Source organism: Humiphilus diazotrophicus, from assembly GCF_059726315.1.
This window is the reverse complement of record NZ_AP040870.1, coordinates 6,559,238-6,584,880: the sequence shown is the minus strand read 5'-3', so window position 1 is coordinate 6,584,880 and position 25,643 is coordinate 6,559,238. Positions and strand designations below refer to the sequence as shown.

General features: G+C 52.4%; 17 protein-coding genes. 4 read left to right on the top strand and 13 right to left on the bottom strand.

What is annotated here, in order from left to right; translation table 11 throughout:
- Positions 1 to 305 precede the first annotated feature (305 nt).
- The 8 genes from AC6I7T_RS26650 to AC6I7T_RS26615 form a co-directional block, all read right to left on the bottom strand.
- Positions 306 to 1,388: a protein-glutamate methylesterase/protein-glutamine glutaminase gene (locus tag AC6I7T_RS26650; RefSeq protein WP_497790839.1), complete on the bottom strand. Its 1,083-nt coding sequence runs from the start codon at positions 1,386 to 1,388 to the stop codon at positions 306 to 308.
- 37 nt (positions 1,389 to 1,425) lie between these two features.
- Positions 1,426 to 2,325, bottom strand: a complete 900-nt coding sequence (locus AC6I7T_RS26645) for a CheR family methyltransferase (RefSeq protein WP_497790838.1) — start codon at positions 2,323 to 2,325, stop codon at positions 1,426 to 1,428.
- Positions 2,326 to 2,430: 105 nt separating this feature from the next.
- Positions 2,431 to 4,116: a methyl-accepting chemotaxis protein gene (locus AC6I7T_RS26640; RefSeq protein WP_497790837.1), complete on the bottom strand. Its 1,686-nt coding sequence runs from the start codon at positions 4,114 to 4,116 to the stop codon at positions 2,431 to 2,433.
- 45 nt (positions 4,117 to 4,161) lie between these two features.
- On the bottom strand, positions 4,162 to 4,668 hold the full coding sequence (locus tag AC6I7T_RS26635) for a chemotaxis protein CheW (protein ID WP_497790836.1): 507 nt from the start codon (positions 4,666 to 4,668) through the stop codon (positions 4,162 to 4,164).
- A gap of 9 nt (positions 4,669 to 4,677) precedes the next feature.
- Entirely contained in the window at positions 4,678 to 6,495 is a 1,818-nt protein-coding gene (locus tag AC6I7T_RS26630; RefSeq protein WP_497790835.1) for a methyl-accepting chemotaxis protein, read from the bottom strand.
- A 36-nt stretch (positions 6,496 to 6,531) separates the two neighbouring features.
- A complete protein-coding gene (locus AC6I7T_RS26625; RefSeq protein ID WP_497790834.1) occupies positions 6,532 to 8,538 on the bottom strand; it encodes a chemotaxis protein CheA in 2,007 nt (668 codons plus the stop codon).
- A gap of 158 nt (positions 8,539 to 8,696) precedes the next feature.
- Positions 8,697 to 9,062 carry a response regulator gene (locus AC6I7T_RS26620; protein WP_497790832.1) on the bottom strand — a complete coding sequence of 122 codons (366 nt, stop codon included), beginning with the start codon at positions 9,060 to 9,062 and terminating at the stop codon, positions 8,697 to 8,699.
- Positions 9,059 to 9,370 carry an STAS domain-containing protein gene (locus AC6I7T_RS26615; RefSeq protein WP_497790831.1) on the bottom strand — a complete coding sequence of 104 codons (312 nt, stop codon included), beginning with the start codon at positions 9,368 to 9,370 and terminating at the stop codon, positions 9,059 to 9,061. Before AC6I7T_RS26615 ends, AC6I7T_RS26620 begins: the two co-directional genes overlap by 4 nt.
- A gap of 436 nt (positions 9,371 to 9,806) precedes the next feature.
- Between AC6I7T_RS26615 and AC6I7T_RS26610 the strand changes: the two genes are divergently transcribed.
- Positions 9,807 to 10,877 (top strand): methyl-accepting chemotaxis protein, encoded by a 1,071-nt coding sequence (locus AC6I7T_RS26610; protein WP_497790830.1) that lies wholly within the window; start codon positions 9,807 to 9,809, stop codon positions 10,875 to 10,877.
- Between the two features lie 396 nt (positions 10,878 to 11,273).
- Here the strand turns inward: AC6I7T_RS26610 and AC6I7T_RS26605 are convergent, their stop codons facing one another.
- Entirely contained in the window at positions 11,274 to 12,506 is a 1,233-nt protein-coding gene (locus AC6I7T_RS26605) for an IS110 family RNA-guided transposase (RefSeq protein ID WP_497790829.1), read from the bottom strand.
- A gap of 284 nt (positions 12,507 to 12,790) precedes the next feature.
- Entirely contained in the window at positions 12,791 to 13,591 is an 801-nt protein-coding gene (locus AC6I7T_RS26600) for a class I SAM-dependent methyltransferase (RefSeq protein WP_497790828.1), read from the bottom strand.
- Positions 13,592 to 14,060: 469 nt separating this feature from the next.
- Between AC6I7T_RS26600 and AC6I7T_RS26595 the strand changes: the two genes are divergently transcribed.
- On the top strand, positions 14,061 to 14,522 hold the full coding sequence (locus AC6I7T_RS26595; protein ID WP_497790827.1) for a hypothetical protein: 462 nt from the start codon (positions 14,061 to 14,063) through the stop codon (positions 14,520 to 14,522).
- Between the two features lie 173 nt (positions 14,523 to 14,695).
- Here the strand turns inward: AC6I7T_RS26595 and AC6I7T_RS26590 are convergent, their stop codons facing one another.
- The 3 genes from AC6I7T_RS26590 to AC6I7T_RS26580 all read right to left on the bottom strand — a co-directional run bounded on the left by AC6I7T_RS26590 (position 14,696) and on the right by AC6I7T_RS26580 (position 21,412).
- Positions 14,696 to 15,700 carry a radical SAM/SPASM domain-containing protein gene (locus AC6I7T_RS26590; RefSeq protein WP_497790826.1) on the bottom strand — a complete coding sequence of 335 codons (1,005 nt, stop codon included), beginning with the start codon at positions 15,698 to 15,700 and terminating at the stop codon, positions 14,696 to 14,698.
- A gap of 474 nt (positions 15,701 to 16,174) precedes the next feature.
- Positions 16,175 to 19,468 carry a protease pro-enzyme activation domain-containing protein gene (locus tag AC6I7T_RS26585; protein WP_497790825.1) on the bottom strand — a complete coding sequence of 1,098 codons (3,294 nt, stop codon included), beginning with the start codon at positions 19,466 to 19,468 and terminating at the stop codon, positions 16,175 to 16,177.
- 651 nt (positions 19,469 to 20,119) lie between these two features.
- Positions 20,120 to 21,412, bottom strand: coding sequence for a S53 family peptidase (locus AC6I7T_RS26580; protein WP_497790824.1), 1,293 nt, complete (start codon positions 21,410 to 21,412; stop codon positions 20,120 to 20,122).
- A gap of 725 nt (positions 21,413 to 22,137) precedes the next feature.
- Between AC6I7T_RS26580 and AC6I7T_RS26575 the strand changes: the two genes are divergently transcribed.
- Positions 22,138 to 22,488 carry a PadR family transcriptional regulator gene (locus AC6I7T_RS26575; protein WP_497790823.1) on the top strand — a complete coding sequence of 117 codons (351 nt, stop codon included), beginning with the start codon at positions 22,138 to 22,140 and terminating at the stop codon, positions 22,486 to 22,488.
- Positions 22,488 to 25,187 (top strand): ABC transporter permease, encoded by a 2,700-nt coding sequence (locus tag AC6I7T_RS26570; RefSeq protein WP_497790822.1) that lies wholly within the window; start codon positions 22,488 to 22,490, stop codon positions 25,185 to 25,187. Before AC6I7T_RS26575 ends, AC6I7T_RS26570 begins: the two co-directional genes overlap by 1 nt.
- Positions 25,188 to 25,643: the final 456 nt, after the last annotated feature.

Below are 25,643 nucleotides of genomic sequence, written 5' to 3'. Positions count from 1 at the left end.
CCAGGATGAAGCGAAGCGTAAGCGAGCGTAATCCTGGGTTGGCCGGTATGAAATGGGACCCGTCCCGTAGGGCAGGGTCGAAGCTCAGTCCCACCCGAATCGGGCATCGCAATCTATGTGGTGTTTCTCGAGAAGCCCACAAACTCCGCGTGGAAATCCCGTTTACGATGATGATCTCTCTGGCCGTCATATTTTGCTCGCCCCGCCCCTACAGGACGGGGTATCTTGTTTTTGCGAATGACCCAGGATTCCGCTTCGCTCCATCCTGGGCTATTCTCGCATGCTCCCTAACGGGAGAAAGAAACTTACCGACACAAGCGAAGAACCTCATCGGCAATTAAAGACAGCGGGAGAACCTTATCCACGCAGCCTCGCTTGATAGCTTCTGCAGGCATGCCAAAGACCACGCAGGAGTCTTTATCCTGAGCAATATTCTTAGCTCCTGCTGCTTTCAGCTCTTCCATTCCTCGCGCACCGTCGTCCCCCATCCCCGTCATAAGAACGCCTACAGCGTTCCTTCCCGCATATCTCGCAGCAGAACGAAAGAGCACATCGACCGAGGGACGATGACGATTCACCAACGGTCCCTCTTTCACCTCGACATAATAGCGGGCACCGCTTCTCTTCAATAACAAGTGACAATTCCCGGGAGCAATTAAAGCTTGTCCCCTAAGTACGGAGTCATTGTTCTCCGCCTCCTTAACTCGGACTCTGCAGATTGCATCGAGACGCGAAGCAAAACGAGCCGTAAAGTTCTCAGGCATGTGTTGCACAATGACCATTCCCGGAGCATCGGAGGGTAGAACTTCCAGGAATTCGCGCAAAGCCTCCGTTCCACCAGTGGAAGCCCCAATGACTACCACCTTCTCAGTGGTCTGAATCATGGAATCGTGCGTTGTGGGCCGAGCCAGAACCGCATCTGCCGTCAGCTTGGGGCGGACATTGATTGGCGGAACTTCCGGCTTCCGTCTCTTCAACGATGCCATGGAGGCGGCCTTCACCGCATCGCAAATAAGGACAGCGGATTCCTGGAAAAACTCCTTGGTACCGAGCTTTGGCTTGGTAATGATGTTTACCGCGCCCGCTTCCAGTGCCGCAAGTGCCGTGTCCGAGCCATGCTCAGTCAGCGTCGAGCAGATGACAACGGGAATAGGATGCTGAGACATGATCTTTTTGAGAAAGCTCAGCCCATCCATTCGAGGCATTTCGACATCGAGCGTAATAACGTCGGGCACCTCTTTCTTGATGCGCTCGACGGCAACATAGGGATCCGAAGCGGTTGCTATTACTTCGATAGAGGAATCCTGCTCCAGAACCGCCTTCAGCATCTGACGAACGGAGGCAGAATCGTCAACGATCAGTACACGAATTTTCTTATGCAGAGACATGGGGGATAAGCAAAGAAACCAGGAACAAAAATACCTGTCACAACTTCCGGAAGACTGCGGAACCTGCATTTACAACCGGAGTCCTTAAACCTGCCAGCGATTCGGAGTGCCCTACAAAGAGATATCCGTTCGAGCTCAGATTGCGGCAGAGCCGATTGATCACCTTCTCCTGCGTCTGACGATTGAAATAGATCATCACGTTGCGGAAGAAGATCAGCTCGAACATGTCCTTTACCGGGTACTCAATGTCCATAAAATTCAGCCGGTAAAAACTGACCTTCTGCCTTAGCTCAGGAGAGATGCGTACGATGTCCTGCGATGGGTCTTTACTCCGCATGAGATAGTGCTTACGCATATTCTCCGGGACAGGCTCGATCCGCGATGCGCTATAGATGCCATCCTTCGCCTGCTGTAGCATCTTGGTTGAGATATCCGTCGCCAGAACCTGGAAATCGAAATCCTTATGCTGCTTTGCAAATTCTGCGAGAACCATTGCCAGCGTATAAGGCTCTTCTCCGGAGGAACAACCGGCACACCAGGCCTTGAAGACCCTTGGGCGAGAAGATTCTTCTTGCGCAAGAAAAGCAGGAAGGACCACATTCACCAGATATTCGAAGTGTTTCGGTTCCCGAAAGAAATCTGTCTTGTTGGTCGTAACTGCATTGATGAAATGTATCCGCTCCTCTTCACCATGGATCGACTCGAAGAGATACTTCCGATACTCCTCCAGAGAGCCAAGCTTCAGTTCGCGGAGCCTGCGCATCAGGCGGCTCTTGAGCATGGTTATCTTGGTTGGAGGCATCTTGATGCCTAGTTCCCGGGTAATGAACTCGGCAAAGCGGTCAAAGCTCTCGGACGAAAGGCTAAGCGGATCGTCGTGATCATAATGGTGATCCGCTACCTTTGCACATTCTTCCACGAACTCTGTCATCATCATCTGCGTCACCTAGAACAATTTCTCTTCCTATAGACCTGCGAAGGGGGTGGCGGTTTCTGACCGCCACCTTCCTCCGCTGACTCCTTCTTCTTCGTATCCTTATGTCTAGTAACGAACAAAGTCCCCATCTTTACGATCGGCTTTATTCTCGTTCTGCCCAAGCTCAATCAGGCTCCCTGCGCGGCTAATCATGGAACGGGAGGTTGCAGTGGTAGTAGCCCCCTTCCTTACAGCCATCTCCGTGCGTTTCGGAGTTGCTTTTCTCACTGGGACTAAAGTATCTGGACATTCGCCCTGCTTGATCTGAAAGAAAGCAACCGTGGTCTGTAGTATCTCGGCCTGGCTGGCAAGCTCTTCCGCAGTCGCAGCCATCTCCTCCGAAGCTGCGGCATTCTGTTGAATGACCTGATCCAATTGCTGGATCGACTCGTTCACTTGCGAAACCCCGGTGCTCTGCTCCTTGCTGGCAGCAGCTATCTCCCGAACAAACTCGGCGGTCTTGCGAATGTCGGGCACGAGCTTAATCAGCAATTGACCGGCGGAATCGGCAACCTGGACGCCTTCGTTCGTAAGCTGGCTTATCTCTGCCGCGGCAATCTGACTGCGCTCGGCAAGTTTCCTGACTTCGGAAGCTACAACGGCAAAGCCCTTTCCATGCTCACCGGCTCTGGCTGCCTCTACTGCGGCATTCAGTGCCAGCAAATCTGTCTTGCGAGCTATCTCTTCAATAATGCCGATCTTCTCGGCTACTTCCTTCATTGCATGGACAGTCTTCTGCACAGCAACACCACCGGCTTGCGCATCCTCTGCCGCCAAAGAGGCGATCTTGTCCGTCTGCTTGGAGTTCTCGGCATTCTGCTGGATACTTGCCGTCATTTCTTCCATTGCGGCGGTGCTCTCTTCTGCAGAGGCTGACTGCTCGGATGCGCCTTGCGAAAGCTGATGAGCGGTAGCATTCATCTGCTCGCTGCCCGAAGCCACATTCTCTGAGGCCGACAAAATGTTGACGACGGTCTTGCGAAGATTGGCGACCATCTTGTTCATCGCGGCAATCAACTGTCCGAGTTCATCCTTCGAGTGCAGATCGATCGTATCGGTTAGGTCGCCCTCCGATACCCTGGCCACAAGATCTACGACAACGGCCAGTGGACGGGTAATGCCTACCTCTACAACGAAGGAGATTGTCAAAGCCACGAGGAAGGCAATAACGAGTCCGATGATTAAGCCGTTCTTGGCACTGCCGGCGGCCACATGAATCATCTTTCCGGCTTCGTCAGCTGCTTCCTTGTTAAAGGACACTTCGGCCTCGGCAGCGGCCAGATACTGATCGTGAAGAGAATTCAGCTTAAGGTTCACCAGATCCAGAGCTTCTTTATCTTTCATCTGAGCGCTCAGCTCAAGAACCTCGGTGGCACCGGCAAGATAGGCTGCTCTTGCGGTCTTCAGATTTTCGAAGAGTTCCCGATCTTTGTCCTGGCTGATGGTCTTCTCGTAATCGGCCATCGCTTTGCTGTTCTTTTGGGAGGCAACCTGCATCTCGGCGTGAACACGATCTTTTTCAGCCTTGCTTTGAGCTATGACATGACGCAGGAGAGAAGAGTAGTTCAGGTTAGTATTGTTCTGTATCTGACCTATCAGATACATCCCAGGAAGCGAATCTTCCGTAACACGATTTGCGCTGCTATCCAGCGCGGTTAAACGTGTAAAAGCAAAAACCCCCAACGCAACGGCAATAAATACAACCGCTCCAAATCCAAGGCGAATCCTAGTACCAATCTTCCAATTTTTCATGTTGCCTCTCGGATACGTGGCCCGAACAGCTCGATTACACAGCGCCTATGATTCCATAGAAGAAGCTCCCGCTTCCTCCACAGCAGTTAAATCATCCAGAGTAAAGACAGCATTGATATCGAGGATGATGATGAAGTCGTCTCCACGACGCCCCATGCCTCGAATCAATTCCGTACGCCAACGCATAGCGATACTCGGTGGAGGATTGATTTGGGAGGGATCCAGCTCAATTACCTCGTGAACACTATCTGCAATGCCACCGACAATGGCTTGTTCCCCATCGAGTTCCAGCTCCATAACCACGATGCGGGTATGAACTGTCTCCTGGGTTTGAGACAAGCCAAACTTCAAACGAAGGTCGACAACGGGAATCGACTTACCGCGAACATTGACGACGCCTCGCATATAAGGAGGAGCCGTCGGGACCTTCGTAACTTGTGCTAATTCCAAAACCTCGCGAACCTGTGAGACGTTGATGGCAAATAGCTCATCTCCAAGCTTAAAGGTCATATACTGCGCTGCTTCTTGAATCAATGCCTCGACCGCTGCCATAGCCTCTCCTTAGTAGTTCGTGAAGTCGTCGTCGCGATGATCGTCAGCGCCGCGGTTCTGTCCCAGGTCGATATACTTCCCATTCGTCTTCTGAACGACCAGGGCCGTCTCCTGGCCGCGAGAAGCAGCTACTGGAGCTTTCTCCCGCGCTACAGGCTTACGAATGCGTGCAGCTGCCACTTTCTTCCGCGCAATCTCAGACCGTTTCTCATCTCCATCGACATGGAAGAAGGCCACGGTGGATTGCAATATCTCGGCTTGGCTGGAGAGCTCTTCTGCTGTCGAAGCCATCTCCTCGGAAGCTGCCGCGTTTTGCTGAATCACCTGATCGAGTTGCTGGATCGACTGATTCACCTGGGCCGCGCCCGTGCTCTGTTCTCCGCTGGCTGCTGCAATCTCCTGAACCAGCTCGGCGGTCTTGCGGATATCGGGCACCAGCTTTGTCAGTAACTCACCCGCTGTCTCCGCTACCAAGACTCCTTCTTGCGTCAGCTTGCTAATCTCTGTTGCAGCTATTCCACTACGTTCTGCCAGCTTGCGAACCTCGGAGGCAACAACAGCAAAGCCCTTGCCATGTTCCCCTGCACGAGCCGCCTCCACTGCCGCATTGAGAGCAAGCAAATCCGTCTTGCGGGCAATCTCCTCAATGAGTCCGATTTTTTCGGCAACCTGACGCATCGCCTGTACAGTCTGGGAAACAGCCTCGCCACCGGCTTTAGCATCGGTCGCAGCTTTCGAAGCAATGCTCTCCGTCTGGTGAGAGTTATCCGCGTTCTGCTGAATGCTGGAAGCCATCTCCTCCATAGCGGAGGTACTTTCTTCCGCGGCTGCCGACTGCTCGGAGGCACCTTGCGAGAGCTCCTGAGCTGTCGCGCTCATCTGCTCACTGCCGGAGGCAACGTTTTCAGCGGCGGAGGCGATATCGCTCACAGTGGTCCGCAGATTCTTCAGCATCTGCTGGAAGGCCTTGCCCAAGACGTCTCTATCGGAAAGCAGCTCTACATTTACGGTAAGATCGCCCTCTGAGATTTTGGAAGCTGCTTCGGCCGAGTGCTGCAGATTCTCCACCATCTTGTTCATGGCTTCGATCATCCGGCCTAATTCGTCTCTCGAATCGTTATCTACCCGATTGCTTAAGTCGCCTTCCGAAACCTTCTCAACCAGACCGACAGCTTTGGCAAGAGGCAAAGTGATACTACGCGTTACAAAGAGAGAGATCAGGATGGCAACAATCAACGCAATGGCAATGCCGGTGAGAACTCCACTCTTTGCTTTATCTACAGCCGAGAGGATGTCTTTCCCGGCCTCGTCGCCGCCATTCTTGTTGAAGGCCACCTCGGCCGAAGCCGCATCCATATATTGCTGGTAAAGAGGCTTGAGCTGGCTATTGACATATTCTTCTGCCTCTTTATTACGGAGCTGAGTACTGAGTTCCAGAACGTGCTTGGCCCCTTCATGGTAGGCTGCCCGTTTGGTCTTTAGATCTTCGTAAAGCTCGCGATCACGATCTGTTTTGATGTACTTTTCATACTCATGGTAGATCTTGTTATTCTGAGCGGTAACTGACTTCATCTTCTCAGAAATACTCGCCATATCGCTCTGACTTTGCGAGATCACATGCTGAAGAATCAAGGAAAAGTTCTCGTTGGCGTTATTCTGAATCTGTCCGATGAGATAAACGCCGGGCAAAGAATCGTCCGCAATCCGCACCGCACTCTTATTGACGACGCCGAACTGCTGATAGGCAAACCATCCCAAGCTGACAGCGATCAGAATAACGATCCCAAAACCAGCACCAATTCTGACGCCAATCTTCCAATTCTTCATGATGCCCTTACGCCTTTCTTCGTGCCTCAACAATGATTAGGAGGCGTGACACAATTCATCCGCAAAATTGACAATTCCAGTGACGTCCAGAATGAGCGCAACCCTGCCATCGCCCATGATCGTCGCACCGGAAACAACGGTAATGTTTTGATAGAACCGGCCTAATGACTGAATGACCGTCTGGTGATTGCCCACCACACGATCCACCACCAGGCCGACAAAGGAATCGTGATGACGTACGATTACGATTCGCTCGATATCCGGAAGATCTCCACCGAGTTCAAAGGCTTCGCGTAACCGTATATATGGAACCAGACTCCCCCGAACGGAAATAACGTTGCGGCCATTATTCTTCGAGCGCTCCGTCTTGAGCAGCTCGACATTTTCCGTAACCGCCGACATCGGAATGATGAATTGATCTCCTGCCGATTCGACCAGCAGTCCATCGATAATGGCCAGCGTGAGCGGCAACGTCAGAGAAAATCTGGTGCCCACACCCGCTTTACTATCGATGCTGATACTTCCCCGCAACAGTGTGATCTGACGCTTGACCACATCCATCCCAACCCCTCGGCCGGATATCTTGGTGATCTGTTCCGAGGTTGAAAATCCGGGGAGGAAGATCAGGTTGAAGATCTCTTTATCGGAGAGATTGGCATCCGCCGGGACCAGCCCCTTCTCAATAGCCTTATCGAGAATCGCTTTGGTATTCAGGCCACGCCCATCGTCTTCAATGGAGACAACAACGTTCGATCCGGTATGCTCGGCCCGCAGATGTAACATACCGCAAGCAGGCTTCCCGGCCTTCACACGTTCTTCGGCAGGCTCAATGCCGTGATCGAGACTATTCCTTACCAGGTGGACAAGGGGTTCGCCGAGATTGTCGATCACGGTCTTATCCAGCTCCGTCTCGGCACCCTCGATCACCAGATTGATCTCCTTGCCCAATTCGGCGGAGAGATCATGAACCAGGCGCTTGAACCTGCGGAAGGTTGTCCCGATAGGCATCATGCGGATGCCCAGAACATTCTCGCGAAGTTCCGAGACCAGGCGCTCAATCTCTTCCACGGGAGCCGAAAGATCCGGAGCATCGAAGCGGGACGCGGCCTGCTGTAGCCGCGACTGATTCATGACCAGCTCTCCGACGAGGTTCACCAGCCGGTCCAGCTTATCGGAGCCTACCCGGACAGCGGAGTTCTTGCCCTCTACCTTATGTTGTGTGACATCGTTGGAACTATGAACGACAGTTGCCGCCGTTTTTTCGCCGGAACCTTCTTTCGCAACGGCTTCGGACCCCTTCGCGGAGCACGGCGAAGCAGAGGAAGAGTCCTTCTCTTCTATAGTGATTTCGCTATCGTCGGAGACAAAGATAAAGACATCTTCAATAGCATTGCGATCGCACTCTCCGCAAAGATCGATCTCCCACCACAGATAACAATCGGTAGGAACAATCTCCTCCAGGGGAGGAACCCTATCGGTGTGAGCTACAATCTCGCACTCCCCCATTGACTTCAGCTCATTCAACAGAAGAATCGGATTGGTCCCGGAGGCAAGTATGGAGGGATTCGGACGGAATGTGATCTTGAAATGCTTCGGTCCGCCGGTGTTGTCCGATTGACCGCTCGAATCGGATGTTTCGCTTGCCTTCTCTTTTGCTTGGGAGCGGGAACTCAAAGCATTCAGCTCGGCAATAATCTGCTTTCCGGTTTCCATAGGTAGCGGACGTCCGTGAACAGAAGCATCGAGAAGAGCTTTGATGTGATCTTTTGCCGCTAGTACCAGTTTTAGAAGATCGGGAGTAAGACTGGCTTCCCCGTTTCGAACCTCATCCAGAACAGTTTCGACATGGTGCGTAAAGTTCGCCACATTCTCGAAACCAAACATTGCCCCGGAACCCTTAATAGTGTGGAAGGCGCGAAAGAGCTCATGAATTGCATCGTCGTCCAAATCTCCCGCTTCAAGATCGAGAACGACTTCTTCGACTTTATCGAGAAGCTCTTCGGCTTCCTCCAGAAAGGTATTAACCGGATCCGCTTGTGCCATTTCTCTCTACCTCACAACAGACTTCCAGCAGACAAGCACTTATATATTGATAACTCGCCTGTCCTATCCAACATAGAGCCGCAAAAAAGACAAGAGACTCCCCCTACGCTGCGTAAGCACACCTCCGCAACGTTACAACCAGCTATCTTCCGGCCTCTTTATCCTAAGAACTTCTTTGTGACTGCAACGAGTTGCTCCGGGCGAAAGGGTTTGACAATCCACCCACTCGCTCCAGCTGCCTTCGCTTCCTGTTTCTTGGCATCCAAGGATTCTGTAGTAAGCATGACGATCGGCAGAAACTTATATTGAGGAATTCCTCTTAACTGCCGAATGAGCTCGACGCCATCCATGTTGGGCATGTTAAGGTCGGTAATCACCAGTTGCACAGAAGTAGAAGACATCTTCTTTAATGCCTCCTGCCCGTCTGCGGCCTCGACTACGTCGTACCCTGCCTCTTTTAATGTGAAGGAGATCATTTGTCTCATACTGACGGAATCATCCGCAGTGAGGATGGTCTTGCTCATACTGTTTCGGCCTCTTGATTCAGGAATTTTTCGACGGAAAAACCTAGAGCCGTGCACGATTGCACAACCGCAGGAGAGGGAGAAATTATTCGAAAGGGCTTCGCTGCCTTTTGCGCAGACAATCTTGCCGCATGCAGCAATTGAACGGCTGTTAAGTCCATCGCCGTTACATTAGTAAGATCAATAGTAACCTTGGCAGTTTTATGGAGGTACTCGACAAGCGACTCTTTGAGATTCTCAGCCTGATAAACATCAAGCGATCCCTCAAGTATGCAGGACGCAACATCCTCTACTGAACTAGGATTCATTGTTACGGACATGCTAACGTCGCAGCCGCTAGGCGGTGTGCATGGAAACAAACACTTGCATATTCAAAATAACTTTCCGGACAGTGCGCTAAATCACATTATTCGGAAGTTAGACTGGTTATGCAGTCATTCCCTACAGACAAACCACTTTACAATGGCCGCGAACTCTGTCAGCTCCCCCTACCAAATATGTAATTCTTCTAATGACATTTATCGGTTTGCTTCCGCAAAGCATTAACCATTAATAATTTGGATTTGCTGCCGATATAAAAGTTAATGAAGAATTCTTCATCTAGTTTTCTTGATTGGTGAAACCAGCCTACACCTTTGACACTTCGGAGCCGTCCTTAATATAGGTATCTCCGATTATTTCAATTGACGGAATGGGATCTTCAATCGAATTCCAAATGCAGATGCAGACAAGGCACGAATTAGGATGAACGAGACAGTGAGTCAGTGGCTCGGCTTGGTCAAAAGGCCACATGCCAAACACGCCTCTATGGCGTCTTCAGTATCAGTATCGTCTCAACTAGTAACCGACACGCACACGAAACCGCAGGGATTACGCCGGTCCTTACCTGAAGAAGTTTCTGCTCATCTGCCTATCTTTCGCATCCTGAGTACTCAACTCAAAGAGACGGCCTCGCAGGTTGAGAACTCGGTAGTCTCGGTGTGCTCCAGCTTTCAAAGCATCGCCGCACGCGCGCGCGACAGCGTTTCCCGTGCAGCCTCACTATTCGAAACCTCCAAGGCACAAAAAGGCAACCATAGCTTTTATGCCTTGATGGAGCAGTGCAGCGAAACTATGGAGCACTTTCTCCAATCGCTGACCCAGACAAACGAGCTATCGGATCGATCAATACATCGCGTACAAGAAATCGATAGATCTACAGAAAAGATAATCGAGTCACTAAAAAAACTCGACGAGATTGCCGAGGGGAACAAGATGCTTGCGCTCAACGCGCAGATCGAAGCGGCTCATGCGGGAGTACATGGCAAGGGATTCGCTATCGTCGCGCAGGAAGTTTCCGATCAAGCCATCCGCTCGCGGGAAGTGATCTCTTCCGTACAAGGTCTCTCCGATCAATTAAGGAGTCTCTCCTCTTCCACCCGCGCCGATCTGCAACAGATGGCTACACAGAATAAGAAGCTTGTTGAAGAACATCGTGACCATATTACTCAGGTACTGCAGGATCTCAAATCGGTACACACCGAGTTACATCAGGCACTGACAGATATGAGTAAGGAGAGTTCGCAGTTAGCGGGAGACATCTCGACCGCAGTTCAGGGACTGCAATTTCAAGATCGGACAAACCAGAGACTTTCCCATATTATCGATGCGTTGGAATCCATGCAGGAGAAATTCTCGAAATACTGCACCGGTCTTCCGGCTCAGGACCAGCACTATATCGATGATCTGCTGAAGCGCTACACGATGGAGGAAGAACGGCAAGCTGCCGGGATTCGCTCCAGCCGCGTCCAGGCCGGAGAGTTGGAGCTGTTTTAGAGCACCCCCCTGCAGTTTCTACATTTGAGGCATGGCAAAGAGGAATCACCTGTGAAGCGGGTGGAAGGAAAGTGAGATAGCAATACCCGTGATTCAGCTTGTTTTGTAGCGTTGTGTCAGGGCTGGCCTTCAGGCCAGCCGCAGCAATTCTTATAAGTATGGATAGACATTCTCGGTAACGAATGCTGCGGGAATTGAGCAGGCCGAATGGTTGCAAGGTACTGTTTGAGAGGATCTTCGCTCGTGGAAGCAATGACCAAGACACTCAAACTGATATTGGTTTAGTGCCTTTTTTCTTCCCGGTGCATACGTTACCGAAAATGTTTCTTCTCTCTCAACGAAGACTGTTTCCGGATGGCCTGAAGGCCATCCCTAATAAGAAACATCTCTTGTATATCAAGCGAGGATGGGTTGAATCTGGACAGCGAAGCCGAGATTTTCGAGCCGCTTGAGTAAACGCAAGGCGTGTCTTTGTTTATTGTGAGGATCGAAATGGTCAGCACCTAGGTCCTGATAGACGGTGCCATTCTTGAGCATGTGATAGGCGGTAGTGAGTAAAGAAGCAGCTACCGCACAGACGGCTTTTTTCGAACCCCGTCGTGCTCGCAAACGGTGGTACTGGGCCTGGAAATAACTTCCTTTGGTGCGGCTGGCTGCCCAGGCGCACTGCACCAGAGTCGTTTTCAGCCAGGGTGCCCCTTTCTTCAAGCGTGTAGAACGGCGTTTACCAGCGCTTTGGTCGTTGCGGGGACATAGTCCTGCCCACGAGATCAAGTGACCGGAGGTCTCAAAGCGAGTCATATCGATGCCGATCTCAGAGACCAGCACCTGAGCCGCGAGGGGACTAAAGCCGGGAATAGAGTTCAGCAGTTCGACGGCGGCGCGAAAGGGTTCCACGTTAGTGTTCACCTCCTCGTCGAGGCTGGCAATGCTAGCCGTCAAGGCATCGATCTGATCCAGATGTAGTTTGAGCAGAAAGCGGTGATGCCGGGTAAGCCGACCGCGTAGCGACGCCTCCAACTCCTCTGCCGAAGCGTGAATGCGCCAGTGAGCTAACGCAGCCAAAGCTTGTGGTGCGGTTTGACCAGCGATGAGCGCTTCCAAAATGCGTCGGCCGCTGAGCCCCACAATGTCTGTCACTACGCTATCTAGCTTGATGTTGGCGTCTTCCAGCGTCTTTTGGATGCGCTGGATGTGACCAGCTCGCTCCCGTACGAGCTGCTTACGCGTGCGTAGCAGGTCGCGCATTTGTTGGGTTGGTTCATCGGGAACAAAGCTGGCTTTGATCAGACCGTGCGCTATCAGATCGGCCAACCACATGGCATCGTTGACGTCGGTCTTGCGACCGGGCACATTTTTCACCTGTGCCGCATTGGCCAGTGTCAATTGAAACTCGCCATCGGCCAGTATGTGCCAGACCGGCTTCCAATAGACCCCAGTCGCCTCCATGGCGATATGCGTAACACCTTCCCCGGCTAGCCAATCCGATAACGCCATCAACTCCTGCGTGATCGTCTTGAAAGTGCGGACTATGGTCTTAACCTTGCCTTGGCTCATATGGCGAACGCAGGCCACCACCGTCTCTTTATGCACATCCAGTCCAGCACAATGCGAGTAGAGAACTTCCATCGTCACTCCTCTGCGCTTGGCTTGGAACCCCGTTGTTAGAAACTCTAATAAGCGTGCTCTAAGGTCTGGTGCAACACTTTAGGCGACAATACGGGGTGCTCTAGGGTTCCGGGTCCGACTGACACACGGGCTGTTCTGCACCAGGGAATTGACGACCTCTGTGCCTCTGCGCAATTCCACTCTATACGCTGCTGGCTCTCGTTTCATCCATCGTGGGTCGGAATCTCCGGTGCGGGACTGACACACAGCAAAAGCCAATTCCCTTTTAAGATTCTGGTGATACCTTAAGGCTTCTTTGCCGTATAGAGGGTCGTGATGAATCTGTAATCGACAACTCCTCCAAACCGATGCTCAATGATCTCTGCAAGTTCGCCGAGCAGCCGTTCCCGGAGGTTCACATCGAGAACTTTAATGGTCGAGAAGGTGCTATACAGGGCAACCAGCCGCGCCGTGTCATATCGTTGCGCCCATTTCCACGTCTCCGCAGAGGATTCCGTAAAGCCAGCCTTCGTCAGATCTGCAATCCGGCCCTCGTAATCGAGCGAAAAGGAGACCCCGCCCTTACTACCCTTTGAGGGACTATCCGGAGTTCCCGCGAACAGATGCGTAGTCGCATCGTAGAAAGCATCTCCCGCCTGCCGGTCTCCACATTGAGTCCACCACATCGCCCACCACCCGCCCGTGCGCAATAGACGTCTCGCCTTTGCCAATGCCGTCGCCTGCTCCAGCCAATGAAAGGACGTTGCAGCAACTCCGAGATCAAAGCTCTCTTCAACGAGCCGAACCTCCTCAAAAGCAGACTGCTCCACATGCAACGAACTCCCTTGAATACTTTCCTTCAGGTAAGCAGCCAAGCGAGGATCCGGCTCCACAGCATAGAGAGGGCATGCACCAAGAGCGAGAAGTTTTTGTGTGGCCAGTCCGGGCCCCGATCCGACTTCGAATACAGCGGTTCCCTTCCTCAACCCACATCTCTCGACAAGTTTCGTATATAAAGATTCGGGATACTCCGGTCGAGCCCAGGCATAGGTCTGAGGATCGGAACCAAAAACACGGCGGCCTTCAATGAGCGGGATCTGCACCATACTTCAAGAATAACCGGAATCAGACCGCAAATTCTCTCCACCATTGCTCCGGCAGAGACACCGTAACGCGCAGGCTACAGGACGCGAAAATGGTACTTGCCCTTACATCTCGCCTGGCGTGATCAAATGTGCACTATCTTCCCGGTAAAAATCGCTAACTCTGAACTGATCGAAGTTATTCCAATTCTTTCAAGTTATGAAATTACAGATAGCTATTCATTAAATACTTCTTAAAGAAGATAGAAGAATTTGCCCTGCATCAAAAAAAATCCATTTCTGAACCTTCTAGGTAAAGCCAGAAAGTAAACCATGTTATATGCTATGGAAGAGTTAACCTCTTTACCCAACTATTGAGCAGGAGGGGGAAGCTGAATCACCACCCTCCTGCTCGAATAGTATCTTCGAGCTTATATTCCCCGCCCAAAATCGAGAGTTGCCCGAAAGCTGCTTTGGATGTCATGCTGAATGAATGAAGCAAAAAAGACTGCTTTGCGCAATTTTCGGCTCGGCACTGCTTTTCGGGCTTTCGGCCCTGGCGCAAGAAAAGGGGCTGTGGCGCGCCTCCAGCTCGACGGCTCAGTCGGTTACGGGAGACATCATCATCTCCGACGAAAAGTTGACCATTAGCTTTTCTGCCTTTGTCATTGCCAAAATCCGTGCCCTGACACAAGCAGAAGCGCGAGCGGTATTCGATACCGAACCCAATGTTCCGGGAAATGGCAGCCTGTACCGGCTGAGCATCCCGGGAGAGAAAAAATTCCTGCACAAAAATACGATCTGCGGAAGCGAAGAGACACAGTGGATGGTCACCTATGTAGAAGGCCGCTCACTGCATGTAGCCTTCTTCTCGGGAGCCAAGGCCCCTGTCTTTACCCCTGAGGCAATGAACAACTCTTCCGATCTGTGCGACCGGTTTACCTACGGGAGATAAAGGGAGAAGACCTCCAGCCAGCTCTTCACAAAAGAAGATCTCCGCAGTGTCTCCTCTTCTCCCTGTGCAAATGTTTTTGTGTGCCGCGCCCGGTTGTCGCTGCGAAATCTTCAACAATCCACTCCGGTGCAGCTTTCTTTCAAGGGAAGCTGCCTAAGCCGCTTCCCCCCCTGCTATCGAATCGAGACCAGCTTCCTCCGACTTTCATCCTCAGCCGCAGATTGATCGGTAGGATAAGCGCCAAGCCCGGCTGCCATTTCTTTCAGTTCCTCAGCATGAGCAAAGAGCCCGCACGGATGACCTGCTGTCTCGAGAAGATGTCCGTTCTCTCTGATCATCGAAAACAGCGGACTAGCCAAGGCTGAACGCAAAGTCGAGCTCTTAAGATTGTGCGTCGCCAACGCCGAAACAGGACATGCAGTAACATCTCCGCCGGGATTTACATGAGCAAAGCCACGTCCGGCAGAGACACAGCCTCCGTGAGCCTCTTCATCGTCAGGCGAATGAATAATGTAGGCACCTCCTGTCTTCCTATTGCGATAGGCGACGATCGTCTCCCGAAAGCGGGCTCTCTGCTCCAAGGTAAGTCTGCCTCCAGCCTGGCAATTGGCAGTCGGAATCTCCTCAATAAAGAAGGCCAGCGGACCACTGTGCCCGATCAACTCATCGATATTGGCGGACTCAGCCCAATAGTCAATATTCCCCGCTCCAACTGTTACAGCAATTCCGGTCAAAACACCGGCAGCACGTAAGCGATCCAACGAGCCTAAGGCCCTTTCGAAGACTCCTTCTCCGCGACGCAGATCGGTAAGGGCGCGATCCCCTTCCAGACTCACCACAATGATCGTGTTAGTACAACGGCGCAAGACTGCATAATCCTTCGGGCGCAGAGCGGTCCCATTCGTAAAGACCAGGAAAAGACGGTCTGGATAATCGCGGAAGAGCGTTACAAGATCGGGCAGGAGAAAGGGCTCTCCACCGGCAATCACAAATCCAATTACACCAAGGCCGACAGCTTCATCGACAATGTCCCGCCAATCGTCGAGCTTGAGCCCGGTCTTCTTCGGAGTCGAGCCTACCGTTCCGACCGCACCAGCATAGCAACCTGAGCACCGCAAATTACAGCTCGATGTGACGCTAAGCACAAGGAACGGCGGTACACGTAATCCGTCCGCCAATAGACGAGCCCTCTTGCTCCGGGACTGTCCCGTTGACCGGACCAGACGAATCAATGCCGGAATATGCCGTGGATGCCGAAGTGCCCACGGAAGAAACACCTTTCTTAGACGGGAGTCAAACTTCTCGATTTGGCGTTTGAACTCAAAAAGGCGACCAAACGGGAAGCCGCTCCGTGTATCCGCTGAATCTGTGCTGAAACTCATAACAAATAAGATTACGCAAATTCCCTCTTATTTGTTCCGCTCAAAAATATCGCAACAGGTAGAGCGTTTCTTGCACAGACGCACACCGAAACACAAAGGCTCTGGCAGCTTTCCACCACTTGGATCGGGTTTTTAGCAATGCGAGAATTGCTCAATAGATCCAAGAATTCTTTCGCACAACTTGAAGTGCTTTCTCTATCTTCACAGCCCGCTTCGGAGCCGCAAAGATAGAGAAATTTCACTTCACAATGCCAGAGCCGCAGCGTGTATCTAGTTCACCGTCAGAGTCAAGGTAGTCGAAGCTGTGATACTGGAAGAGGAGGAATCGACTCCGTTCACAGTAACGCTATAGCTGCCCTTCGACACCATGCCGGAACTCGAACTGGAGCTGGAGTTGCTACCGCAGCCTGTTGCAATCCCAAAGAACGAAATAAGCAACAGACAGCCCAAGAGGCCCAGAATCTTTGCTCTACGCCTACGAAAACCGGGAAGGAATAACCCTGCAATTGCCGCCGCTCCGATTGGAAGAGTGCCATACCACAATCTTGAATTCGCAGAAGAGATAGTATTCGTGCCCTTCTGGACAAAGGTCTTACGCACGCCTCCCTTTACAGCTGAAGTTGAATTGCAAACTGAGCTGGACGTATGAATATATAGTGTAGCCGTAACAGCACTTGTACCCGTCACGGAGGGATTCGTGATGTCATAACATCCATAAGTACTCAAGGATGTACTTGAGGTAGATACGGTAATATCCACTGTTCCGGTATAACCATTCGAAGGCGTGACGGTAACAGTAGATGTACCCGTACTCCCTTGGCTCACAGTAACATTCGTTGCACTAAGAGAGAAGCTACCGCTGGAACTGGATGAAGAGTTCACGGTTACCGTTACCGAAGACGAGCTGGAAGACGCATAGGAGGAGTCGCCAGAATAAGTTGCGGTAAGCGTATTTGTCCCAGCCGGAAGCGACGAGGTTGAGAGGCTTGCAGTCCCCGAGCTAAGTGACGCCGAACCCAAGGACGACGAGCCATTGTAGAAAGTTACCGTCCCCGTTGCTGCCGATGGAGAGACCGTAGCCGCAAGAGTAATGCTCGATCCATACGTGATCGAAGCTGAGCTTGCACTTAGTGAAGTCGTTGTAGCGGTCAAGCTTGCCGTACTTACGGTAACGGAAGTTGTTCCCGTAGCGGCAGAATACACACCGTCGCCTGAATAGGTGGCGGTAATGGTGTCGGTTCCGACGGAGAGCGACCCGGCAGGAATCGTAATGGTGACAGTGCCGGAGTTAAGGTCCGTTGCAGAAGAGGCGTAGCTCCCACTCGAAAGAACGACCGATCCGGAAGGCGTGCCCGACGTACCGCTGAGAGCTACCGTCACATTCAGCGCGTTGGCAGTAGTAATTGTGCTACTGGAAGGCGTAACCGTAATGGTCGCCGCAGCCGATCCGGTACCCGAAGTCCAATGATTGATGAGCTGAACGACATCGACAGAACCAAGTCCGGTAGCCATGTCGTAACCCGTGGTGGTTTCATAGCCGGTCAGGAAATAATACCCCGCGGAGTTCTTCGAGCAGTTTCCATAGGACGAAGACGAGCTGCAAGGCACCGAAATGTTCCCTGTCGTAATGTCATGGAAGATACTGCCGGCACTTGAGCTGTTGTTATAGATGTTGTAAAGATTGGCGGCTGCCTGTCCGAGCCGTCCGCCACCCTGGCTCTGTTGAACCAGGGCAAGAATCCCTGCAAAGGCAGGAGCAGCAGCCGATGTTCCGCCCATTCCGTAAAAGCTGAACGAGCTGCTTCCACTGCTGGTTCCACAGTTTGCGGTGGTGCTGCCACTGGTGTCGTTTGTGCAGACCAGCCATGAGGCGTAATAGGTTGACCCGGCACCTGACATCAGGGAAATATCCGGCAGGTCTCGAACACCATCGCTGGGTACTCCCGTTCCCGCTTGCCATGAGGGCTTCGGCCAACCGGCGGTACAAGTACCGGTAGCAGTCGAAGTATTGGTGTTTTGTGCGCAGTTACTCTTGCCGCCACTCGCCGCCCAGATGTTGGCGCTACTGCCTGAATAAGTTTTGTTTGCACTTATGGTTGTGTTGTTCGAGGTGGAATCGTTCCAGGTAGCTTCAGGGATATAGCTTTTGGCCGTGCGGTAGTAGGTTGAAGAGCTATTGCTCGTACTGACGTAAGTAGAGAAATTGCTCTGTGTCAGTTTGAAGTCGGTTCCTCCAACCGAGATATTGTAAGGGGTAGACCCGAGTCCATTCACCTGGAGTCCATAGGTAGCCGTCGTCTGTTTGTTGGGATCGTCACAGGCGGCCGAACCATTGTCACCGCTGGAGACTGTAACCGCGATTCCCTGCGCAGCGGCTTGCTTCCACCATCCTTCAATCGTTTGATTGTCGCTCGTCGTATATCCGAGCTCGCATTGTCCATAACTAAGACTAAAAATATCGACGACATTGTCGTTGATCGCCTGCTCGATGGCGGAGTAGAGATCGGAAGACTGGTAATAATGGATGGAAGCCCCAGGAGCCAACGCACCGGCTACTTCGATATCGAGATAGGTTTCGTCAACATCCGTGGTGTCTTTATTGCTATCGACGTTGGTAACGGTGGGAGCCGACGGACTCGTTTCCCCTAGAAAGAGGCTCCGATAATTGGCAATCGGAGTCGTAGTAGAAAGATAAGCATCTCCTGCAGTTCCGATAGTTACCCCGGAGCCCGTATAGCTGGTGCCGGAACTGTAGTTTGCGTTAAAAGTGGTATTCGGAGTGTTGTAAATGGTAGCCGCGTCGCCCGGTACCATGTACATGTAATAGCCATCGCTGCTTGAAGAATAGGTGAGCTGTGCCCTCGCAGAGGAAGAGAGGCTAGAGCTGACAGGCTTGAAGCTTTTACTTTCAGGATCGAATTGGCCGGGCCTACCGAGCTGATAGTAAGGTTTGGCCCTGAAGGTATTCATATGAGCTACACCGGATACAACCTCCGATAAGGCCGAAGGAATAGTTGGCGCCGTAGCATTCGAATAAAACTGCTGGCTGTTGAGCGAGTACGAATGAATAGAGGTTCTGAAGGCACGTTGAATAGTGCTTACGGTTCCGGAGAATTCAATGTTGGTACGTCCCTTCGAAACACGCTCCACCGTCAATCCTTGCGCCTCAAGCCAGCCCGTGATCGCGGCAATATCGGAATCGGTCGGCCCATAAAGCTTTCCGAATTCTTCCGGAGTCAGCCATTTGTGATAGTTCGGCGAGGACTTCTGCTGAAGCTCTGACAGGAATTGTTTGAGGCTGGCTTCCTGTTCGGCACTGCGTTTGAGCACCAAACGAAGATGAGACAGAGTAGTGAACTCGGCTGCCGTCCCCTGATCACTGGCGGAACGGAGGATTGCGGGCACATTGCCCTTCAGAGTAACGCGTGCGGAATCGTTTATCGCCTCGGTAATTCGGGGAGTCGCTGTCTGTGCGCCAAGAATTCCGGTTGACAGCAGAAGAAGTGCCATCCAGCCACAGAGCAGGAGCCTCTTATTCAATGAGCTTGAAAATATCCTCGTCATAGTCTTCCTTTGCAGCGGAGGAGGTGAGAACTCGAATGCGAATCGGCGTTGAAGGCAGTTGGGGATTAGGAGCGAAGCCGGATCATGTTTAGCTCAAGCCATTTAGGGACAGAGCTCTCCTGTCAGTCCTGAACCTCAAGGGAACAAGGACCATGGTGAAAACATAGATTCTCAGAACTCCGCGGCGTTTCTGCTATGCGGAGAGAATCGGATGCTCAGGTCCGGCGCTCTGTGGCTGCCAGCCAAAGTGACTACCTAAAATTGGAATTGTCACAGCCCTCAAGTAGATTAGCGGTCAAACGTCCTCAATCCCTAAACTCGTCCTCATTCCTTATCACGGACTCGGGAACTTTCTTATTGGACGGAACGCTCTGCAGATCGTTTTGTAACAAAATGTAAAGATCGCGAAGAGGCGGCTTCAGAAGGAAAGTGGCCTCGCGGGATGGAAGCCAAGGGCGCTTCGGAGTAGGGGGGCAGAGGATTAGGTATCCGTGACCGTGCCAAACGAGAAATGTAACCCCAAAATGCAAAGCGTGGCCGCTCTCTCTACCCCATTTGTTCAATGGCAACAGAACAGGGAGGATGGGAGCGGCCACGCTTGGTAACTCTTCGGCTTACACTAGCCCGGAAACAGTATCTGTAAAAACGGCTCTAGTGCCAGGCATTGCCCAGTGGACTGCCTACACCAGTGCAGATATCCCAACCGACCTTGCAGGAGCTCTGTGCTTGTGTAATGTCGCGGAAGTTCGCAGCATAGGTTGTTGCATTGGAATAGAGGCTATAGACATTGGTGAGCAGCGCGTTGGAGCTCGTCGATAATCCCGCAACATTCGCCCTCCCGGCCAAAATTGGAGCTGAAGCACTTGTTCCGCCAATTTCCAGCCAGCGCAGCACTGTCCCCTCATACGGAGTTGTATCGTAGACCGCCACCCCAGTCGCAGGATCGGCTACGGCAGAGACGTCTGGAACTCCACGATGCGTCCCTACAATACTGCTGATTATGCTTTGATAGGAGGGACGGCTCTCATAGCTGCTGATTCCGCCGCCACCACCACCGGTGGAATTATCCCAGTAGATCTCTCCCGTAAACGCTCCCGAGGAGTTTCTTTGAATGGTCGTTCCACCCGCCGCTATCACATTCGGCGACATAGCAGGCCAGTCCTTACTGAAGGCCGAATCTCCAGTAGAGACAAAGAAGGATACATTCGACTTCACGAAGTAGGAATCGTAAGAGCTCTCGGAGCTGAATTCATTGGCACCCCAGCTATTACTTACCTGCCCCCCTCCATACGACGAAACCAGATTCGCCGCCACCGTCTCCGCAGTCAGCAGATTTGCCAGGCTGCTGGATGCAGCTTCTACAAGATATAGCTTGGCATGCGGCGCCATGGCATGTACCCACTGAACATCCAGTGCAGCTTCCAGTTCCCAACCTCCCGTGGAGTCCTGCGGAGGCTGAGAACCGCTGGCATACACCACGGACAGATCCGCGGCAGGCAAGCCAAATTGCGACGAAAAGACGGCGAGGTCGCTGGCAGCCGTGGGATAGTGATACGCATCGACAATCGCGATAGCACCGGTTCCTCCAGTCGGGACCAGGGTTGTCCCGGAAATGGGGCATCCCGAAACCTGCGTCACCATACGGTAAATGCAGGCTATAGAAGCCGGAGTCTCCCAATTGACACCGGGCGTAGTGGAATCCGGATGAATGTGAAGAATGATATTGGTATGCGCGATATGGCCCGATAGGCCCGGAGCTCGATCGGGATTAAGCTGCGACGACCGGGCAAGAGTGGATTTCGGGATCTCGATCCGCTCGTAAGATTGTGCAAATGAAACCGATACACCGGCCAGAAGAATAAGCAACGTTGTTGTTAGATAACTACGAAAAGACTTGGATATAAGCGACATGCTGCTCCCCTTTGCGTGGTTTGTTGTGACCATTTCTCTAACTCCATAGAAATGAACAACTGTGCCGTCTCACAAACGGTGTATCCGACAGCCAGATTTCGGCGCAGCTTTCCCGTCAAGAAAAACCCGCCCCCAGCTTCCGTTGTCGAACACAATATTTGTTGAAACGGTCTAGCTCATTGCAATGTGTTTGAATCGCAAGTTACTGCAGCAGAGAGAGGAAAGGAGGAAGAATGATAAGGATTAGAACTAACTGCGTGTGGTCCTGTAAAGATACTCAGCAATTCAGGCCCTGTCGTAAACTACCGATAAATTGTGCCACAATCTCACAACTTGTCAACACATTTTGCGAATTATTCCAGATAGCGGGAAAACAGTTACTCGACTTGACTATAATTCATAACATCCGATTATCTGTCTATCCACAGCGTTTTACATCCTTGAATAAATCCGATGTCTCTGCATTTTGGAACTGGTATTGACCATGGATCATGGTGTGGTTTCAGTCATGCCTCTGGAGTTGCCCGTTCGTGCCTTCACAGCACGTTCTATCAAGCTACAGCCCAGACACAGTATGGTACCGCCGGTCTCCGAACCGGCTGTGGTGGCGGTTTCTGACCGCCACCCCCTTCCCAGGTTGCTCCTCTTTGCCATCCCCCAAGGACAAATGTAGAAACTCCAGGGCAGGACTCCATCGTCAACTTCACTTGACAACCAAGTGATCGAAGTTGATCATCGGTACATATTGGTGCACTTGAATGTCTAGTAAAGATACAGAGCAGATTCAACTACTTCAGGGGACATTGGACCTCATTGTGCTGCAGACCCTTTCCACCATGGGCCCGCGGCATGCCTACCAGATTGCAAGCAGGCTTGAGCAGATCTCAGACAAGCTGCTCAACCTGAACCAGGGGACCCTCTACCCTGCCTTGGTTCGTCTCGAACAACATGGATGGATCAAAGGCTCCTGGGGACAGACCGAGAACAATCGGGAAGCCAAGTTTTACACGATCACCAAGGCTGGAATGAAAGCGTTGAGCCAGGAAACACAACGCTGGAAGAGGATGTCCGGTTTGGTAGAACGCGTACTGGCAGAGGAGCCACAGTAATGGCGAGTCTTCGGCGGTTAGCTGCAAAACTTCTCAGCTTTTTCAGGAATGGCCATCTCGAAGCCGAGATGCAGCGCGAAATTGCCGCGCATCTCGCACTGCTCGAAGAAGGCTTCCGGGCAAAAGGGATGACGCAAGAGGAAGCCCGCACTGCCGCCAGGCGCGCCTGCGGAGGCGTAGAGCAGGCAAAGCAGCTTCACCGCAATGAACGCTCGCTCTTATGGCTGGATGAAGTGATCAGAAGCATCCGTTACGGCTCTCGCCAGTTACGGAAAGCGCCCGGCTTCACTCTCACGGTCGTGCTCACCCTGGGATTGGCTATTGGAGCCACAACAACCATCTTCTCCCTGATCGAAGGAATCCTCCTGCGCCCCCTTCCCTTCAACGATCCCGATCGTCTCGTCATCGTGGGAGAGCATGTGGGTGGCAGCGAGGGAATCGGAATTACGGCTCCCGAAATCTCCACCTACTCAAAAGCAACCAGCGCCTTTTCTTCGTTCGGCGGCTTTATTCCGATGGCCTACGAGCTATCGGGAGGGGTAACACCGGAAGCAGTTCGAGGAGCCCGTCTCACCGCAGGCGTTTTCCCAACACTCGGGGCCCGTCCCCTGCTGGGCCGACTCTTTACACAGCAGGAAGATGACGATCACCGCCCGGTAGCCGTCATCGGATACTCGCTATGGACAGAACGCTATCATCGCGATCCTGCCATCATCGGGCAGTCCATTGTTCTCGACCGGAAGATATACACCATCATCGGCGTGATGCCACGTGAATTCGAGTTTCCACTAATCGCCGGACGGCTCGATAAGGCTCAGGTCTGGGTTCCAATGAGCCTTACACCCGATGAGCTTACGCCTGAAGCTGCAGGACACTGGGGATATCAGGCAGTTGCACGGCTAAAGAATGGCGTGAACCTTTCACAAGCGGCACAAGATACCAACCGCGTTGCGCAGCAGATCATGGCTGGTTTTCCTTCGACAATGAAAGCCATCCACATTCGAGGGGATGTCCAATTACTGAGAGAAGCTGCCGTCTCGGATGCCCGCCCGATACTTCGTACGCTCTTTCTATCGGTTTCTATCGTTCTGTTGATTGCCTGCGTCAATGTCGCGATGCTGCTTCTTGTCAGAGCCATTCGCCGACGCCGTGAATTTGCCGTTCGCCTCGCTTTGGGGGCACACTCAGGCGTCGTAGTTCGGGAAGCTCTCATGGAAGGACTGATGCTCAGTCTCGCGGGAGGAGTCTTCGGCCTGGGACTTTCCGCAGCTGCTGTTCGAATCGGAGTTCGCCTTTTGCCCGAATCGCTACCTCGTATTGGGTCGATCTCGATCAATGCATCGGTTATCGCCTTTTCGCTTCTGCTTGCGATTGCAACCGGAGCTCTGTGCAGCCTGATTCCGGCATTTGCTGCCTTGCGGACAAATCTGCTTGGCGGACTTAAAGACAGTTCAAACACCGGGACTACCGTCGCGAGTTACACCCGGTTGCGTTCCAGTCTTGTGGTTTTTGAAATCGCGATGGCATTTGTACTCTTCTCTGTTGCACTTGCCTTTATGGTTAGCTACAAGAAGATGATGGCAGTCGATCTCGGCTTCCATCCCGAGCACGTTCTTGTCGGCAGCTACCGGCTTCCACTGGAGCAATATCCCTCGGACGCCTCGGTTGACAACTTCAATCGCATGCTGATGGATCGTCTTGCAAAAGAACCGGGAGTTACGGCCTCCGGCTTGACCGCAGCTTTACCCTCCACGGGAGGCTACGCCATGGCAGCCTACACGGTGGAAGGCGAACCCATCGCAAAATGGAAACTTAAGTTCGCCGCCTTTGCTAACGTGTATGGCGCCTACTTCCGGGCATTGGGCATTCCGCTCGTCGAAGGACGATACTTCACCGAACAAGATTCCTCCAACGCACCCCTCGTTATCATCGTGAATCAATCGATGGCCCGCCACTCGTGGCCAGGGCAGAGCCCAATCGGCAAACGGATGCACGTTGGCAATCCGGCAAAGGGCTTGCCCTGGGCCACGGTGGTAGGTGTTGTTGCCGACACGAAACTCGGCCCTCGTGACGAACCCAATAAAGACGAGTGGTATCTGCCGATGCAGCAACCGTCGATTCTCTATGGTGCGAAAGCCTCAGCTCAAACGAGCCGCCCCAATAACGGATATATCGCCGTGCGCTCCTCGCTGCCACCGGAGCAGATGGTTCACAGTCTGCATGCAGCCGTCGCTTCTATCGATCCGCAACTGGCTCTCCGGGAGGTTCGCCCAATGACGGATGCCGTATCAAACGTCGATGCTCCACGACGCTTCAATACGAGCCTCATTGGAATCTTTGCCCTGACCGCTCTTCTGCTTGCAATCACTGGAATCTATGCAGTCGTGGCCTTCTCGGTTACGCAGCGGACCAAGGAGATTGCCATTCGCATGGCCATGGGCGCTCAGCGCACACGCATCGCATCCCTGGTGCTGGCTTATGGGGCAAGAATAGCTTTGATCGGCTGCGGTTTTGGATTGCTCGGAGCCCTGGCTCTTTCGCGTGTAATCCACGCCTTCCTGTTCGACGTCAGCCCAACAGATCCGGTGATCTACGCAATAAGCATTCTTTTTATGATCGCAGCCGTACTCGCCGCATCCTTCCTGCCAGCTCTGCGTGCAGCCTCCAACGATCCCACACCGGTCCTGCGCTCGATGTAGATATGGACTTAAAGTTGTTTCAATAATCCAGCAACAGCGCCGAATCGGGAAATGTCTGTGCTCTAGACTACTGATGTGGCGTTGTGTCAGGGCTGGCCTTCAAGCTAGCCGCAAGCCATTTTTTAAGAGTGGCTTGACATTCTCAGTAACGAATGCAGCGGGAAATTGGGCAGGCCGAATAGATGCAAGGTACCGTTTGAGAGTATCCTCGCACGTGGAAGCAATGACCCAAACGCGCGAACTGGTATAGGTTCATGGCTTTTGTTCTTTCCGTCACATATGTTACCGAAGATGTTTCCTTTCTCAAAAAAGGGTTTTCGGCTGGCCTGAAGGCCAGCCCTAATAAGAAACATCAAAATCCGACCTCCCGTTTCATTTATCGCGGGTCAGCTATCCCGGTGCAGGACTGACACAGGGCAAAGGCCAATTCGTCTTTGAGCTTCTGGTTATATTCAA